This is a genomic window from Peribacillus sp. YIM B13481 (assembly GCF_042787985.1).
In the GTDB taxonomy this organism is placed as follows: domain Bacteria; phylum Bacillota; class Bacilli; order Bacillales; family DSM-1321; genus Peribacillus; species Peribacillus simplex_A.
Genome location: NZ_JBHZPE010000009.1, coordinates 11,567 through 29,296 on the forward strand (window position 1 = coordinate 11,567; position 17,730 = coordinate 29,296).

Sequence of the window (17,730 nt, forward strand, 5' to 3'; positions counted from 1 at the left end):
TTGTCACTTTAAACGTTTTTTACATATTTCCCTTTCCATGGGAGCAGCAGTATATTTACGAGTGTGATTAACGGGGGCTTTTTTCACGCCTTTCTTGGAAGCGCTTGGCAAATAGGATATTAATGAAAAAACAGCGACCATCATGGGTCGCTGTTTTTTCATTGTTATACAGTTGCCTCGTTCTGTTTTTCATCTAATGCACCATTCAATCTTTTATACCGGTAAATAAAGTAAATGAGTGATAATATTAATGCTACAACAAGGAATATGGCCAATATGCTAAGATTATGCCACATGAAGCTATAATCTCCTGTTGAGATGACTGCCCGAAAAGCATTAATAGAATAAGTCATCGGTAAGAATGGTGTGAATCCTTGCAGGAAGCCAGGAACCAATTCATTTGGGAATGTTCCGCCACTGCTGGTCAGTTGAAGAATCAAAATTAATAATGCTATGAACCGGCCAGGATTATCAAAGGCTGAACCTAGGAACTGAATGATAGCCATGAATGTGCAGCTAGCAAGAATGCTTACTGCAAAAAATAGCGGCAGGCTCGTAACATGAATTCCAAGTCCTAAAATTAAAATCGAGTCAACCAATATGGCTTGACAGATTCCTATGACAGCCATGACGCTGTATTTACTAATAAACCAGCTAAATCCACTTGAAGGCTTAACAGCAGGATCTCTTAACGGGAAAATGATTGTCAGGACGATTGCCCCGATAAATAAACTCAATGAAATTAAATATGGTGCAAAACTAGTGCCATAATTCGGTACATTATTAATTGGCAATTTATCCAGTTTAACTGGGCTTGCAAACATGTCATATACTTCTTCATTGGATTTTATGTTGCCAGCTTCGTTTGCCCCATCCTTCAATTCGTCATGCAATTCTTCAGATCCATCTGAAAGTTTAGCGATTCCATCTTGTAACTTAATAGCCCCATTAGCCAGTTCTCCCATACCACTAGTAAGGCTGGATGAACCTTCTTTCAACTTATCCGTTCCTGTAACAAGACCTTTCGAGCCTTCCGAAAGCTGTGAGGTTCCACTTGATAATTGCTTTGAACCATCTTCAAGCTGATCAAGGCCGCTCACCAAGTTATTGCTGCCTTTGGTTAACTGTCCAAGCCCACTCTGTGCTGAATCTATACTGGCGCCAAAAGTTGTCAATCCAGACACCAATTGACCTTGACCATTTTTCAGTTCATTCGCTCCATTGGCAAGTTTATCCTGAGCTTGCTTCAATTGAGTAAAACCACCGCTTAGCGCACTTGTGCCTTCACCTACCTGATTTGCGCCATCACTAAGACTGTTTGAGCCTTTTGCAATATCAGATGCACTGGCTGATAGTTTTCCCACTCCTTCAGAAACACCTTTACTACCTTCACTGATGCGGGATAGAGAAGCAACCACTCCATCCAAACGCGCTTTCTCGGCTGGATCATCCGTAGCTTCTGATTGTTGTTTCAATCCGGAAATAACTTCTTCCAAACCTGCTGAGACTTCAGATGCCCCCGCTTTCGCTTCGCTCGATGCTGCACTCCATTCAGATAATGCACCTGACAGCTGATCAGCACCTGCAGCTACGCCATTTGCCCCCGCTGTCAAAGCGGGCAGCTTTTCTTCTATTTGATTGAAGCCCTCTAGTGACTGTTGCAGTCCAGAAGCCAATTCACCGGTTCCCGCTTCAGATTTCTTGGCCCCTTGCAAAAGCTCGGATTGGCCATCTTTCATTTGTCCAACACCTGAGCTAAACTGTTGTAACCCTTGATTGAGCTCTTTTGATCCTGCAGCTGCCGAACCGACCCCATTCGAAAAGGTTAATGATTTTTCAGCTAGTTTTTCCAGGTTTTCATGGATCTCCACGGAGCCTGAATGAACGGAATCAATCCCTTCATCCACTTTTTTGGAACCTTCTTTAGCTGAGTTGATCCCATCACCAAGTTCGCTTGTTCCGTTCTTCACTGTATCTGTTCCATCTTTCAATTCTCCAGCTCCATCACTGGCACTTTTGAGTCCGTCAGCCACTTCGTTCAAATTGTCGAACATTGACTCCGCATAGGTTTTCGTAACGGCAGACGAAACTTCCCCTTTGATTCTCTCTGAAGCTGCGTCACCTATTTTAGTAGATATATAGTTGAACCCTTCATTAGACGTGTAAATTAAATCAAGTTTTTGCGGATTGTCCTCCTGTAAGGTCGTTGCATTTTTCGAAAAGTTTTTCGGGATTTCTATTTTCATGTAATAATCTTGATTTTCCAGACCTTCATTGGCTTCTTTTTGACTGACGAAATGCCAATCGAAATCCTTTTTGTCCTTTAACTCTTTGACTAAATCTTTTCCTATTGTTAGTTCCGAATCATTGAACTCGGCTCCCTCATCCATATTGACAATGGCAACAGGCAATTGGTCCACCTTACCATATGGATCCCAAAATGCCCAAAGAAACGTACCGCTGTATAATAAGGGGATCATTATGATCCCTATTATAGAAATGAGTATCATAGGATGTTTTAGTATGGCTAAAAATTCACCCTTAAAAGATTTTAACACGCCTAACAATTCCTCCTTTACGACGAATATGCCGTTTAATTTATCTATTTCAGTGATAAATGGATTGAAGAATACATAATTAAATCATTTGCTTCTGCAATATATATTTAATGATTTTATCTTCACCATTAATATATATAACTTTCAAAACAAATAATGACTATTTTGTTCATTCGGTCATTATCACGAAAATAATATAACACTTATATATTCTTTTATCAATATTTTTTCACTGTCCCGCATCCTATATTTACTATTTTATATTCTATTCACATTGTATTTTTTTAAGAGAAGAGACTTTTATCATCAACTGAAAAAATCAGCCCTGTTATCATGCAAAAAAGAGCATCCATTATGGATACCCTTTTTTACGTGAAAATAAACTATATTTGCATAATTAATTGAAGCGCTTTCATATCATTTGGATATAATGCCTTTTAATTTTTCCGCCTGCCCGGTCAATGTCTCTAAAGATTCATGATATTCTCTTTCTAATTGTTTGATGATGCCGGCAGCGGTATCTATTTTTTTTATTGCCCCTACACCATGACCTGCCGACCAAATATCCCGCCACGCTTTAGACTCAGATGACTTCGACATGCTGTCAAAATCGACCTTATCTTTTTTTGCTAATTGATCTGGGTCCATGCCTTCCTTTCTGATGCTCGGTTTCAGCATATTACAATTAACGCCGGAAAATGCATCAGTCAAGATGATGTCATCATGATCAGAATCGACAAGCATTTCACGATATTCATCATTTGCCCTGCTCTCTTTTGCCACGATAAAACGTGTACCCATATAAGCAAGATCTGCTCCCGCAGCCTGAGCTGCCAAGATACTGTGACCAGTACTAATGGACCCGGCAAGCAAAATGATTCCGTCCCAGAACGTCCTTACGCTGTCAACGAAAGCAAAACTATTTATCTCACCCGCATGACCACCGGCTCCAGAAGCAACTAAGATCAATCCGTCCACACCTGACTCAGCAGCTTTTTTTGCAAATTCCACACTGCTTACATCTGAAAAGACCAAACCACCATAGCTATGTACGACATCCACTACGTGTTTTGGTGAACCTAATGAAGTAATGATGACGGGAGGCTGATGCTTTTTGACCAGTTCCAGCTCTTCTTCAAGACGGCTATAAGTACGGTGGACAACCATATTCATTGCCCATGGAGCAATCTTGCTGTCTGGTTTTTTAACCCTTGCAGCAATCAGTGTGTCGTTTATGTCACCCATCCATTGATCCAGTACCTCTATCGGCCGCGCATTCGGAGCTGGAAATGAGCCAATCACTCCATTTAAACAGCATTCTTTCACTAACTCAGGACCAGATATTAAAAACATGGGTGCTGAGATAACTGGTAAAGACAATTGATTCCACCAATGTTCAGGCAAACTTCTTCTCATCTATGAAACCTCCCATTTTTAATACATTACCAAAATATAACACTACTAGATTATCTTACTTCTAAAATACACAATTTTCAAGAAATTAATTCAGGAGCTAATTTTCATATCGTTCAGGCCATTTCAATAAAAAACACCCCGTAAATGTTTGGTGTCTAACATTTACGGGGCAGTTCAAAAACGTCCCATATACAGTTTCGATTTAGTTTGAAAGCACCCATTTACGAATGGCTTTGGCCACACCGTCTTCTTCGTTTGTTGCTGTAACCCAATCTGCTTTTTCTTTCACAATTTCTTGGGCATTTCCCATTGCAACTCCCACTTTTGCTTCAGAAATCATGGCAAGGTCATTAAGGCTGTCTCCTACCGCCATAACATTATCCATAGTAATATCGAGCAATGAACAAACAAGCTCTATAGCTTTCGCTTTATTAACGCCCATGGCATTCACTTCAATATTCGTTGGACTTGAATTGCTTATTTCAAAGTTTCCTTTTGATATCAATTCATCCATGATGATTTGGCGGGTGGCTTCATCATTTGTATCAAAACCGAATTTAAGCCATTGCGAATCATGGATTTTTTCAGGCATTTCAGCCCTGTAAATTTTATCGCAACTTATTGCCCAAAAATGTGTGCCATGTTTTTGGCTTAATTCCCACATCCATTGTATGGACTCACTATCAACGGTATTCCTTTCCACCAGTTTTCCTTGATTATCGTAAATTTCACTTCCGTTTACCGTTATGAGGTATGAGCGGAGTTCCATTGACTTTGCGAAATCACTGCATGTCGCATAGGATCTTCCTGTGCTCAATACAACAAAAATCCCTTGATTTTCAGCTTCTTTAATCGCTTTCCGGTTTTCTTCAGAAATCGCTCCCGCGATATTCAGAAGCGTGCCATCCATGTCAAGTGCAACTAATTTAATATCTGGTTTCTTCATCTCATTCACCCTTCCTTAATCCTTCTTTATGTATCTAAGTCCATGATAGCTTATTTTGCTTACGTAAGGAAAGAACGTGAAGAATTGAACAGAGATTCCTATGAAGGAAGGTTATGCTTTCTCCATTTTCAAATGAGATATCAGACCTTGATGTTTTTGGATCTGAAAAAGGTCACAAAAATTTTTGTGACCTTTTTCATCAGGTTCCACTGATACTAATCAATCATATATATCCTAATCCGAACACTTTATATTTTACCAGTCAATCACCTGCTACTCCCTTTCCTTTTCCTTTTCAATCTGACCTTCCCATTTTGGGACACCATCATTTTCATCAAATTCTATAATGACATCCGTTACTCCTCTTTCCTTGAATATCTCATCAAACAGCCGGTCTTTAATGTCATCAGCCTGGGCAATTGAAATATTGGGATCAAGTTCCACTTCAAGTTCTACATGAAAGTCTTCCCCTTCTTTTAATACTGCCAGTTTCTGTATATCTCTTACATCTGGGTCATCCATGACCAAAGTTCCAATCTTTTGACGCATTTCTATATCCGCTTCCCCAAGAGCACCCGCAGCATTGTCAAGGAACACCCTTCCAACTACATAGAACATACCGAGACCAATCATGACAGAAGCAACACCTTCCGCTTGAATGAAGGGCGTAAAGTTTGCTAATAAAATGGCAATTATCGCAAGCACCCCACCCCCAGTTGCCACCATATCTTCCATGAATACTAATTTCGTAGCTGGTTTTGCCCGTTTTAAACCATTAAAACTCTTAAAGATGACGGCTACTCCTTTTGCTTCAATTCCAGTCTCATGTAACACTTCTTTCATAGCTTTAAATAAAACATATGATTCCAACACAACCGCTAAGGAAAGGATGGACAAATTAATAATGATTCCAGTTGATTCTACAGGGTGGAATATGTGATGAAACCCTTCTTTAATCGTTTCATAAGACATGATCCCGACAACCAATACCGCACCTAATAATACGAGGTTTACTAAACGCCCAAAGCCATCGGGGAATCGATCAGTTGGTGACTTTTTACTTAGTGCTGAACCAATGAAGACGAAAAACTGATTCGCAGCATCACCCAAAGTATGTAATGTTTCAGCAAACATAGCGACATTCCCTGTCATGAAATAAGCAATCCCCTTAAGTACTGCGACGATACTATTCACACAGGCAGCAATGAACGCCGATTTATTTCCTTGTTTTAATAACTGAAATAACTCTTTCAAATAAAAGCCCCCCCTTATCTTTATAATTATCTTAATGTATTATCCCCAACACTGGAATATATGAAACCACAAAAGGGAAAAACCCCGAACGATACGAATGGAGAATGATCTGGCATTACTTTGGTGTTTACATGTTGTACCTACCACACACGAATATATTCCAGATCACAAAAACCTATTTGAAACTGATTAATGCAATGAGATATGCATACAAAAAAGGGAGTCAGCAGCGGCTTACTCCCTTTTTTGTATAACTTCATGCATTTTAAGCGTCCATCCCCTTTTTCACTAACTTGGATGGATTATTTACTTTATATCGTATTTCTTTATTGTATTTTTTATCGACCACTTTTCCATCAAATTCGATTTCGTCCCCTTCTTCGAGCTCAGCTTTTTTTAATGTCTTGCTATATCCACACCATGCATCACCGATTGTAAGTTCAGGTTCCGTTGTCACTTTGACATTCTCCAAGAGTATGACTTCATCTTCTTCACCAGTGAAATGGTTCATTTTCGCCGTGAACTCCTTGACGGTTGCGGTGAAATGAACTTTTTCTCCAGGTAACTCCAATTTAGGTTTTGCTGTGGTCCTTTTACTTTTGGTTTTTGCCTTTTTTGGTTCTTCACTTAGCTGATCGGAAGTTTCCGTTATTGGAGCATCTATTACCTGTTCCTTTTCACTTGGTACTGCGGATGTCTCGGAAACCGGTCCACTCAACAACTCTTTTCCGAAACTGGAACTTTGCATTTCCTTTAAATAGGAAGGGTGAATGCAACTAAGCTTACCATTTTCAAATTCAACGACTACCGTGTCTAGACCGTTGCCATATTGTTCATACCCTGCTAATTTGACTTTTCCTTGAAAGCTACCGCTTTTATATAATAGTTCCCTTTTTACCGAACGGGCAGTGAATAATTTCCATTCCAATCCTTTAGCGATATAGTCCGTATCATCTAAAAAAGGGATATACTCTCCTTTTGGTGCGATATAATGAATCAAATCTTCAGCTGGAGTTTCAGCCACAGTAACCACTCCTAATCTTTTCTATAGATTATATTCTAGCAAAGGATTTCAAAGTTGCAAATGAATGAGTATCATAATCACCGTCTGCACTAAAAATCAGCCAGAAATGAAGTGATAGAAAACCGTTTATATCCAAATTTCCAACAAGTTTTTCTTCGGTATAATTACCATCCTTTTGGACCTATCAATAAAGTAGGGAAACCACTCTCGTGTCTTTCCCCTTATCAAACCGTACGTGCCCTATTAAGGCATACGGCTTACCCATATGTTATAAGTGTTTATCAAGAGGATGCGTTCCAGGCATTTTGCAACTTTTGGAGTCGGTGAGGAGTATAATATTTCTCACCTTTTACTTTTATTCGCTTAATTTCATTTTGCACTTTACGTTTAGATTTACTTATCATCTCATTTAGGTATTGCTCTTTTGTGTATCCATAGACTTTATTTAAGTAAAGCCAGTAAGAAGGAATCAATTGAATCTTCAAGAAGAACGAGTTGTTCCATAAATTACGCATCTTTAACTCTTTCCTTTGTGACGGATGTTTATGGATAAAGGCCACCCTCAATCTCTTCCTTGTATATCCATCTATGTCAGACAGTGTTCTATGAACCCATCTCGGTAGACAATGGTTGGGGCTTCCTAATTCTGTATTTGCTTTTATGGCTTCAACCACTGTCACATAGTAGTTGCCCTTTCCTCTTATGATTGGATTCACACGATCTATCCACTCATCTTTACTTAGAGTGAACGTTTTCCTCGTTTTTTTCTTAATCTATAGTCGAAAATCCTTTATAGGTTCTTTCTTTGGCGTCACATGAAAAACCGACTTTTTGTCTTTCCTTCCTTCTCTCCAGTGATGAAACGTAAATCCCAGAAAATCAAGGTTATCCTTTTGAAAGTTGATGACTTTCGTCTTTTCCTTTGAAACTTCTAACCCTAGTTCTTTTAGCTTTTCTTTTGTGATATAGGCTGCTTCTTTGATATGCTTCTGATTTGGCAAAAAGTAGAAAGTCATCCGCATAACGAACAAAGCGTATTCCATGCAAATCCCATTCCCAATCCATTTCATTAGATACACGTTGGCAAGTAACGGAGAAATGACCCCTCCTTGGGAATGGACTTTCACCATCTGGGATTCAATTTCTTCCTTCTTTTTCCAGTCGATTCATCGAAATGACGTCTCTGTCGAATAAAGAAAAAATGAGGGACGCTGACAGTGTCAGCATCCCTTACGACTGCCCGTCGCACAAAAAGCTGCCCACTAAGAGCAGCATTTTATTAGAATAGTCAATCTTTTCTTTCTATAATTACACAAAATCGACTACATCCGTTACCCTTCCTTAACGTGAATTTTTTTTAGTGTTGCTTCTTGTTCAGGAGTTATTACCTTTTTCTTATGATAAAACAGAAAGTATGACCCAATTACTAGAATCGTGAGAAGGGTTGTAAGAAAGAATTGCAATCTCATGGAATCAATAAACGCCTGAGCAACAAATATAATAAATAATACGGCAATAGTCGCGTAGGTTAAATAAGGGAATAGCCACATTTTCACTTTGAGTGTTCCGGGATTTTCTTTTTCCGTCTTTTTCCGTAAATATAGATGAGAAAAGGCGATAAAGATATACATGATCATAGTGACTCCTCCAGAGCTGTTTGCGAGAAAAGCAAACAATTTATCAGGAGATACAAATTTAAATGTCGTGCACACATAAGCAAAGAAAACACTTGCCATTAACGCCCAAATCGGGATTCCCCTCTTATTCACACGAGAAAGGATTTTCGGTGCATCACCTTTTTTTGATAAAGAATATAACATACGAGAGCTTGTATATAACCCTGAATTCAAAACAGAAAGCAATGAAGTGAAGATTACGATATTCATGACTTGACCCGCTGCTGGGAGACCTGCCATATCAAATACGGTGGCATAGGGGGTTTTTAGTAAATCTTCAGCCCCCTGGGGGATTACGAGAACCAACACGGTCACTGAACCAACAAAGAAAAGAAGGAGACGCCATACAACACTGTTTATGGCTATAATAATATTTTTTTCAGGGTTTTCAGACTCTCCTGCAGCAATGGCAGCTACCTCACTTCCCGATAAAGAGAAAGTAATGAATATCACACTAAGGAGGACAGGCAGAAAACCTTTTGGAAAAAATCCTCCATCCCCAGTAATGTTTGAAAGGCCTGGTGAATCAAATCCCGGAACAAATCCAAAAATCATGGCGGCACCCAGGAAGAGGAATATTACAATGGCAGCCACTTTCATGAAAGCTAGCCAGTATTCAAATTCCCCGTAAGCTTTTACTGAATAGATATTAGTAATCGTCATTAATATAGGGAAAGATAGACTAGCAGCCCACATAGGTATACCAGGAAACCAATCATGAATCATAGTACCCAATAACGTAGTTTCAATAGCAATGATGATAACCCAGTTGAACCAGTATAACCAGCCGATCGTGTATCCGGCCCAGGGACCAAATGCTTGATGCGCATATGTTGAAAAGGATCCACTATCAGGATTTACTACAGCCATTTCACCCAGCATGCGCATTATAAGCACTATCATCAATCCTGCGATTATATACGATAAAATAGCACCAGGTCCTGCTGAATCTATTATTGTTCCGCTTCCGATAAATAGTCCTGCCCCAATTACCCCGCCAATAGAAATCATTGTGACATGCCTGGTCTTGAGACCATGTTTCAATTCATTTGTTTGAAGTGCCACTATCGTCACCTTCCTTTAATACTGTCTATTTACCGTTTTGTAAGCAGTAAACCACTGCCCATGGGTACCCTAGTAGAAATCTCTCATTCAAAAAATGTTACAGTCTTATCCCGTTTCATCATTAGTTTTAATAAGGCCAAATTCACAATCGATATATGTATATTGCACAGCATATACTCTATTAACTGTATCCGCTTTCTTTTTATATTTTATACTCCTTCTTTACTACCATCAGCCCCTCAACGAAATACACGGAAAGTATAATGTTCCTGGGTGATTTTGCACTTTTTGCTTTTTGTTGAGTGAAGTCCTTTTATGTAAAAATATAGTTAGCCAGCTCTATTATTCCTTCCTATCTCTTCTTTTTTTTATAAAGGCACCCTTTCTCACTAAAATTTTATACTTATATAAATAAAAGCAATATCCATGCCAAAAAAAGGATAGTCATTTTAGTAGGGTTTAACGCTTTTATAAATTTAAAACGATTCGATACTGAATCATAAATTCAATTTTCGATTCACATATTAATTATTGACCCTTTTTGATTCACAATCGAATTAAAAAATGACAATTTAATTGTTTTCTTTTAAAATTCGACACACATATATACTGAAAAATAACAGGGATAAAAAAAAGATGCTAAAATCCAAATTATGATTTCTTGGCATCTTCCAAATAGATTTATTTCACTGAGAATGATTTTATGTAATATACCGGCAAACCCGGAATGCCCTTCCGCTATTAATCAAAGATCTATGTACAAGCGTCGAAAATATCGGTATGTATATAATGCTGTATGTAAAGTCACTATATGATATGTATTAACCCCTAATAAATTCAGTTCTGAACATTGGGGAAATGGATGCTGAATGTGGTTAAATTTTCATTAGAGACACAATTCATATACCCATCATTCCTTTCAATGATCTTTTTACATACATATAATCCAATTCCCGTTCCTAACTCTTTTGTTGTGACAAAGGGCTCAAAAATTGATTCGATCAATTCACTGGCAATGGCCGGTCCATTATTAGAAATTCGAATTATTTTCTCATTCGCCTCAATTAAAGAGTCTATCTTCAAAATTCTAGGGTGTTCCTTATCCTTTAATGCATCAATGGAATTTATAAAAAGATTCAAGAACACTTGTTTCAACCCATCCTTGTTCGCTGTCATGACTAAGTTTGGATAAATATCTAATTCCACGTTTACGCTGGCATCCACAATATTCGCGTATGTCAGTTCTTGTATTTCTTCAATTAACTTTAACACGGAAATTTCTTCTCGTTGTTCCTCATTAAAATCAGATTTAGAGGTGTGCAGGAATTGGGTTATCCTGAAATTCAACTGATTTAATTCATAATCAATGATATCCAAATACTTTAAGCCTGGATTCTCCCTCTTCAATAATTTATTGAACCCCATGATAGCTGTAAGCGGGTTTCGGAACTCATGTACAAAGCTTGATGATATCTGTCCCAGTACCGCTAATTTATCTTTATGGTTTTCACTGATATAAGACTTTTTTTCCTCAATCACTTCATTTGTAAGATTCGTATATCTCGTTACGGCATGATAACTGAACGTATCAAAGTGCAAATTGATATCATTAATGAATTTCTGCATATAATAAATGGGGATATTGGCACCAAAAACATTCCTGATTATGATATTTCGCCCTAAATTAATATTATAAAGAAAATCCCCGATGTTGATATTAGCTTCAAGGCGTTCTTTCGCAACCTGGTAAGCTAATTTAATCAACACATCTTCAAACAATTCCTCCTTAAACGTTTGGATGACCAGCGAGTACATGCCATATCCATTTTCTTTAATTCTTTCTTTGTAGGGGTCTATTTCATCGATTTTAATGGTCTTGTTCCATTCATTTAAAAACAAAGATTCATTTTCTTCCAGATATTGAATCAATACATTTTTATACTTCATATGTTCAAATGACAATTCCATACTTTTGACCACCACATCCCCTTGCGGAATTTTAGATACTATATCAATAACATCATTCTATATGAGATTTTGATTTTCTGCACTTCATAAATTATTGTTTTTGAGGTTGAAATGTAGCTTGTTTTGGTAGTGCTTGCGATAACAAAGAACCAACAAATCAGGCGGGGATCAGAAATGGCAATAAAAGGAAACCGCTTCATTCCCGCTTTTTATATCCTATGAAACTCTTACTTTTGAAAGGCGATTCCATATTTTTTCATTTTTCTATAAAGTGTATTTCGGCCGATGTCAAGTTGTTTTGCGGCGGTACTAATATTTCCATTTGTTCTTTCCAACGCTTTTCTAATAAGTTGGGTTTCATGTTCTTGAAAGTTTCTTGGTCCCCGATCGGCATCTGCCCTTTCTTCCAGTGTAGTTGAAACAGGGCAAAGTGCCCTAAGCATGCCCCTTGTAATCGGGCCATTATCAGCTAGGAATACTGCCTGCCCGAGCACGTTTTGTAATTCGCGGAAATTTCCTGGCCAAGAATATTCCAAAATGAATGATTTAGCATCGTCCGTTAGTTCGGTATATTCATTCTTATAAGGTATTTCAGCTAAAATATATTCTGCTAACAGTAATAAATCTTTACGACTCCTTAAATTTGGAAGTTTTAAAGATAATCCACACAGTCGGAAAAATAGATCGGCACGGAATTCTCCCGCTTCCATTTCTTTTTGTAAGTCTTTGTTGGTGGCGGCGATGATCCTTACATTGATTGGAATGGAAGCATGTCCGCCGACACGCGTCACACATCGTTCCTGAAGCACGCGAAGCAGAGTCGCTTGAGCTGAAAGCGGCATGTCCCCGATTTCATCCAAAAATAGGGTTCCGCCATCAGCAGCTTCGAATTTCCCCTTATGTCCGCCGCTTTTTGCGCCAGTATAGGCACCCTTTTCATACCCGAATAACTCACTTTCCAATAAGTTTTCGGGTATTGCGCTGCAGTTGATCGCGATGAACGGTTTATCACTTCTTAAGCTAACCCCATGAATGGATTGAGCGAACAGCTCTTTTCCCGTTCCACTTTCTCCTGTAATTAGCAGGCTGATATCAAGCATTGCAGCTCTTTTAGCAATGGATATGGTTTGATTCATTTGTGGATCATTACTGATCATATCGGTAAATTGATATCGATTAGTTAAACCATCATTTAATTTTTGTTTTTTTAACCGTAGGATCACGGAGGATTGATGTTCTATGTTTTCACCAAGGGTTTGAACTGCGAATTCCTGGTCTTTTATTGAAATCCTTTTTCCTAAAACAAGTGGGTCTAATCCTGATATTATATTCGATATGGGTTTTTTCAATGTGCCAATAATATTTGACGCCGCAATATTGAGATTTGTAACTTTGCCCTCTTTATCAATGGTAATTAGAGGATCAGGGTATTGATCATATATAAAATAAAGGTTTTTCTCCCTTTTCTGAGTATGGGACAATTGGAGTGCCTGTTTGATACTATCAGCCACCCTCTGAACTAAACTAATGGAAAAAGGATGATAATTCTGTTGATGACTGCTTAAGTTCAAAACACCTAGTAGATGCCCATCAGGGTGATAAATGGGGGAAGCGGCACAAGTAAGGAAATGGTTATCCTGATGAAAGTGTTGATTGCCGTGAATCAATACAGGTTTTTTCTCTACTATGGCCGTTCCGATTGCATTTGTCCCTTTTGATTCCTCTAGCCAATTGGCCCCTTTTCTGAGGGAAACATTATCTGCATGCCGTATGAAAGCTGGATCGCCAACTGTTTCAATGATATATCCTTCAGGAGCAGCAAGTAATAAAATCGACTCCATGCCATTGATCGAACTATAAACTTCTTCTAAAAGGGGGGAAGAATGGTACAGGAGTTCTGCGTATTGATCGTGATATTCAGCCAACTCAAATTCGCCAAGCATATCTTCCTTATCCATCATGCTTGGCTGAAGTCCTTTTGAATGGCACCGCTTCCATGATTCTTGAATAAATGCCGGAATGGTTTCTTTACCTGCGTTAATATTAACAGACATTGAATAAGTCCTCCCATATGTAAAATCCAATAAACGGCAACGGTTATTTTGATTCAATTTTTCATTAAGGTCACTATAAGCTCTCTTCAGTTTCAGAGCATTAAAGGTTCATCCATATAATTTAATCATAACAGAAAATTCAGATATTAACCAAAGTGAAAACTGAGTTATACCAAATATTATACTTTTTTGTTCCAAAATGGAACACATAACTTTTCCATTTTGGAACAGTTATATGCCTTCCTTCGCTCCACTTCGATTGATTTCATTGTTTTTTTGTTATTGGCATATGACTTGCATAATTACAAGACGAGAAATTTATTCCTTTTTGATGAGGAGGGAAAGAATTCCAAAAAATCGAGAACCTTAGATTCCAATGACTAAAGAAATTCATGCATGCCACAGATAGCCAAAGATAAATTGAAGACATAAACATATGCCTGATCCTTATACTTAGGGAACGCCATGTCCAAACAGATTTACATGATCGAACTTTACTTTGAAAAGGGGTATTATACATGGAACAAACTATTAAACTTAATCCGCGAGTGCAAGATTTCTTAAAAGGCACTAAAAAGCTTTTGATTAATGGGGAATTGGTGGAAGCTGCTTCAGGAAAAACCTTTAAGACCCTCGATCCTTCAAACGGCAAGGTTCTGGCCATTGTGAGTGAAGCAGGACCAGAAGATGTAGATAAAGCCGTCCAATCAGCCCGTAAGGCTTTCGACAACGGTCCTTGGAAAAAAATGAGTGCATCAGAACGCAGTCGCCTCATTAATAAATTAGCGGATCTTATGGAGGATCATAAAGAGGCGTTAGCACAATTAGATACCCTGGATAATGGTAAGCCAATTGGCGAAACCACAAATGCAGACGTCCCACTTGCAATCGATCACTTTCGTTATTACGCTGGATGGACCACTAAAATAGTAGGTCAAACAATACCTGTTGCAGGGAATTACTTTAATTATACCCGTCATGAAGCAGTTGGAGTGGTAGGACAGATCATCCCTTGGAATTTCCCTCTACTTATGGCCGCATGGAAATTAGGTGCAGCCCTTGCAACCGGATGTACGATCGTTTTAAAACCAGCGGAGCAAACGCCGCTTTCAGCATTATATTTAGGGCAATTGGCGCTTGAAGCAGGTTTTCCTCCTGGCGTACTTAATGTGATACCTGGATTTGGTGAGACAGCAGGGTCACCGCTTGTAGACCATCCTGATGTCGATAAAATTGCGTTTACAGGTTCAACCTCAGTAGGGAAAATGATCATGCGCCAAGCATCGGGTACCGTGAAAAAAATCTCGTTGGAATTAGGCGGGAAATCACCTAATATCATTTTACCGGATGCAGATATGAGTAAAGCCATTCCTGGTGCTTTAATGGGCATCATGTTTAATCAAGGACAAGTTTGCTGTGCCGGTTCCCGCCTGTATATTCAGAAGAAATCCTATGATAACGTAGTAGCTGACTTAGTGTCCCACGCAAAAAATATTAAACAAGGGGCCGGTCTTGATCCATCTACCCAGATAGGGCCTTTGGTATCCAGTGAACAATTGGAAAGAGTGGGCAGTTATATCGAAAAAGGGAAGTCTGAAGGAGCTGAAGTGGTTACAGGGGGCAATTACGGACAAGGAGAGGGTTATTTTGTAGCACCTACAATATTTGCTGGTGTTGAAGATGATATGACAATCGCTAAAGAAGAAATTTTCGGTCCTGTTGTAGCTGCCATGCCTTTTGACGATTTGGACGATGTGATAAACCGTGCAAATAACTCTGAATACGGATTGGCTGCTGGTTTATGGACACAAGATGTAAAAAAAGCCCATTATGTGGCTAATGAATTAAAAGCAGGTACAGTATGGGTAAACTGCTATAACGCCTTTGATGCAGCATCTCCATTTGGTGGTTATAAACAAAGTGGAATCGGTCGGGAAATGGGCAGTTATGCATTGGATAATTATACGGAAGTTAAAAGTGTATGGATTAACTTAAACTAATAAATACGCACTATATAAAACAGGGATCAATTGACCCAGATAGATATAGTAATCTGAATGCAGCTGGAATTTTTAAGATTAATCATATTCTTTTCATGGATTAAGACAAAAGAGCATATCATCGTTTCCTTAAATAGTTGCAAAAGGGTGTACCAAAGTCCTGACTTTGGTACACCCTTTCCTTGTTTTGGTAACTTATATCAATTCGGGCTTAGACAAAAAGATGAGACCTTTCATTTACGAAAGGTCTCTTGGTCCCCATTATCCATTACGTTCAATTTGCATTTTATCGCTGTTTGCTTTCTCTTTTTCTATCTTTTGCTGTCTTGAAGTCCCAGCAACCAGGATTCCAATCACGACAATTGCTTCAAATCCATATTTGATGAAGGGATTTACAAAGTAGTCGTGCATGAACGGTTCAGCTACAATCATTTTAGAAGCTGTCCAGCCTAGAATTCCCGCACCAATTATTATGATGAATTGGAAGCGTTCAATCAGTTTCAAGATCAAAGTGCTTCCATACATCACTACTGGAATGGATACAAGTAAACCGATTACCACTAAAGTGAAGTTACCATGAGAAGCTCCTGCAACCGCTAGGACATTATCCAATCCCATCAAAGCATCTGCAATAATAATGGTTTTTATGGCAGCCCACATGGAGTCTGCAGGCTTCAAATCGTGTTCTTCTTCATCGATAAGGAGCTTATAAGCGATCCATACCAGAAGTAATCCCCCTATTAAATGCAGTCCAGGCACCTTTAAGATTACGACAACCAGCAGCGTTGCAATGATCCTTATCACGATTGCCCCGACTGCTCCCCATATTATCACCTTTTTTTGCTGATCTTTTGGAAGCTTTCTTGCAGCCAATCCAATAAGGATCGCATTATCACCAGCAAGAACCAAATCTATCATAATGATCGCTAAAAGTCCTGAAATAAATTCACCTGATAAAAAATCCAATACATTTTCCTCCTTTATACAAAAATAAAGAGACCTCTGCCATAAATGGCAAAGGTCTCGCTAAGCACTAAATGAATTAGGCCAATAAAGCCGGTGGAATTCCCACGTAATGACGACTTTATTTCAGGTTATACCTGACGCTACTCCCCTTCACGGGAATAAAGTATATGTAATTCTTTTGATATCTTTCCATTAGGAAACTACCAATAAAATTTATCACTAATCAATTATACCAAAAATACAAATAAAATAAAGTAAAAAATAAGGAATGTTAGTGCACATTCATTTTGGAAAACATATGTTCATTTCACTTTTACTGATCTTTCAAGTGCAAACATTCACCGCTGACGGGCTATAATATAAGAGATTGGAAGGTTATTCATCAACTTTACCTACCCAACAACTATAATTTCAGTCCATCACCCCTTCCAAATATCGACATAATTCGTTTCCTAGGTTCGTGATATCGCTCAAATCCTTCCCCCATAGATATTGATTACTTAAGGTGGCCTCTATCAATTGTCTAAGTAAAATTTCTCCCATCACATAGCGAACCAAAGCTTTTACCTATATAATTCCCTTCACTTCTTGAACCTTATAAAATCGAATCTGGCCCGAAAAACCTCGTCTGATACAGTCAGGCCTGCAATTTCGCCTGTGTTGCCACAGTATTCGCCTAGGACAATTTTGTTCATAGTAACCTCAAGGGTTTACAGTCCAATTCTTACAACTTTATTATCATTATTATTGGGTTTATCACTTTATGACGAGTGAAATTAAATATCTTATTTTATATTTGAACT

General features: G+C 38.5%; 11 protein-coding genes. 1 reads left to right on the forward strand and 10 read right to left on the reverse strand.

Features of this window, described 5'->3' with window-relative positions; genetic code table 11:
* Positions 1-164: 164 nt before the first annotated feature.
* The 9 genes from ACFX4X_RS07940 to ACFX4X_RS07980 all read right to left on the reverse strand — a co-directional run bounded on the left by ACFX4X_RS07940 (position 165) and on the right by ACFX4X_RS07980 (position 13,961).
* Entirely contained in the window at positions 165-2,558 is a 2,394-nt protein-coding gene (locus tag ACFX4X_RS07940; RefSeq protein ID WP_377382818.1) for a YhgE/Pip family protein, read from the reverse strand.
* Positions 2,559-2,975: 417 nt separating this feature from the next.
* A complete protein-coding gene (locus tag ACFX4X_RS07945; RefSeq protein WP_284470593.1) occupies positions 2,976-3,974 on the reverse strand; it encodes an NAD(P)H-dependent flavin oxidoreductase in 999 nt (332 codons plus the stop codon).
* A 202-nt stretch (positions 3,975-4,176) separates the two neighbouring features.
* A complete protein-coding gene (locus ACFX4X_RS07950; protein ID WP_377382820.1) occupies positions 4,177-4,920 on the reverse strand; it encodes a Cof-type HAD-IIB family hydrolase in 744 nt (247 codons plus the stop codon).
* Between the two features lie 273 nt (positions 4,921-5,193).
* Entirely contained in the window at positions 5,194-6,174 is a 981-nt protein-coding gene (locus tag ACFX4X_RS07955; protein ID WP_377382822.1) for a cation diffusion facilitator family transporter, read from the reverse strand.
* A gap of 265 nt (positions 6,175-6,439) precedes the next feature.
* Entirely contained in the window at positions 6,440-7,198 is a 759-nt protein-coding gene (locus ACFX4X_RS07960) for a hypothetical protein (RefSeq protein WP_155727324.1), read from the reverse strand.
* 773 nt (positions 7,199-7,971) lie between these two features.
* Positions 7,972-8,328 carry a reverse transcriptase domain-containing protein gene (locus tag ACFX4X_RS07965; protein WP_377382824.1) on the reverse strand — a complete coding sequence of 119 codons (357 nt, stop codon included), beginning with the start codon at positions 8,326-8,328 and terminating at the stop codon, positions 7,972-7,974.
* 201 nt (positions 8,329-8,529) lie between these two features.
* The gene (locus ACFX4X_RS07970) at positions 8,530-9,939 is read right to left on the reverse strand and encodes an amino acid permease (protein WP_377382826.1); all 1,410 of its coding nucleotides are present in this window, start codon (positions 9,937-9,939) and stop codon (positions 8,530-8,532) included.
* Between the two features lie 837 nt (positions 9,940-10,776).
* On the reverse strand, positions 10,777-11,907 hold the full coding sequence (locus ACFX4X_RS07975) for a histidine kinase N-terminal domain-containing protein (protein WP_377382828.1): 1,131 nt from the start codon (positions 11,905-11,907) through the stop codon (positions 10,777-10,779).
* A gap of 227 nt (positions 11,908-12,134) precedes the next feature.
* Positions 12,135-13,961, reverse strand: a complete 1,827-nt coding sequence (locus tag ACFX4X_RS07980; protein ID WP_377382829.1) for a sigma-54-dependent Fis family transcriptional regulator — start codon at positions 13,959-13,961, stop codon at positions 12,135-12,137.
* 518 nt (positions 13,962-14,479) lie between these two features.
* On the opposite strand from ACFX4X_RS07980, the gene ACFX4X_RS07985 reads away from it, so the two are divergent.
* Positions 14,480-15,961, forward strand: coding sequence for an aldehyde dehydrogenase family protein (locus tag ACFX4X_RS07985; protein ID WP_377382831.1), 1,482 nt, complete (start codon positions 14,480-14,482; stop codon positions 15,959-15,961).
* Between the two features lie 261 nt (positions 15,962-16,222).
* On the opposite strand, the gene ACFX4X_RS07990 is transcribed toward ACFX4X_RS07985, so the two are convergent.
* Entirely contained in the window at positions 16,223-16,927 is a 705-nt protein-coding gene (locus ACFX4X_RS07990) for a TerC family protein (protein WP_377382832.1), read from the reverse strand.
* Between the last annotated feature and the right edge of the window lie 803 nt (positions 16,928-17,730).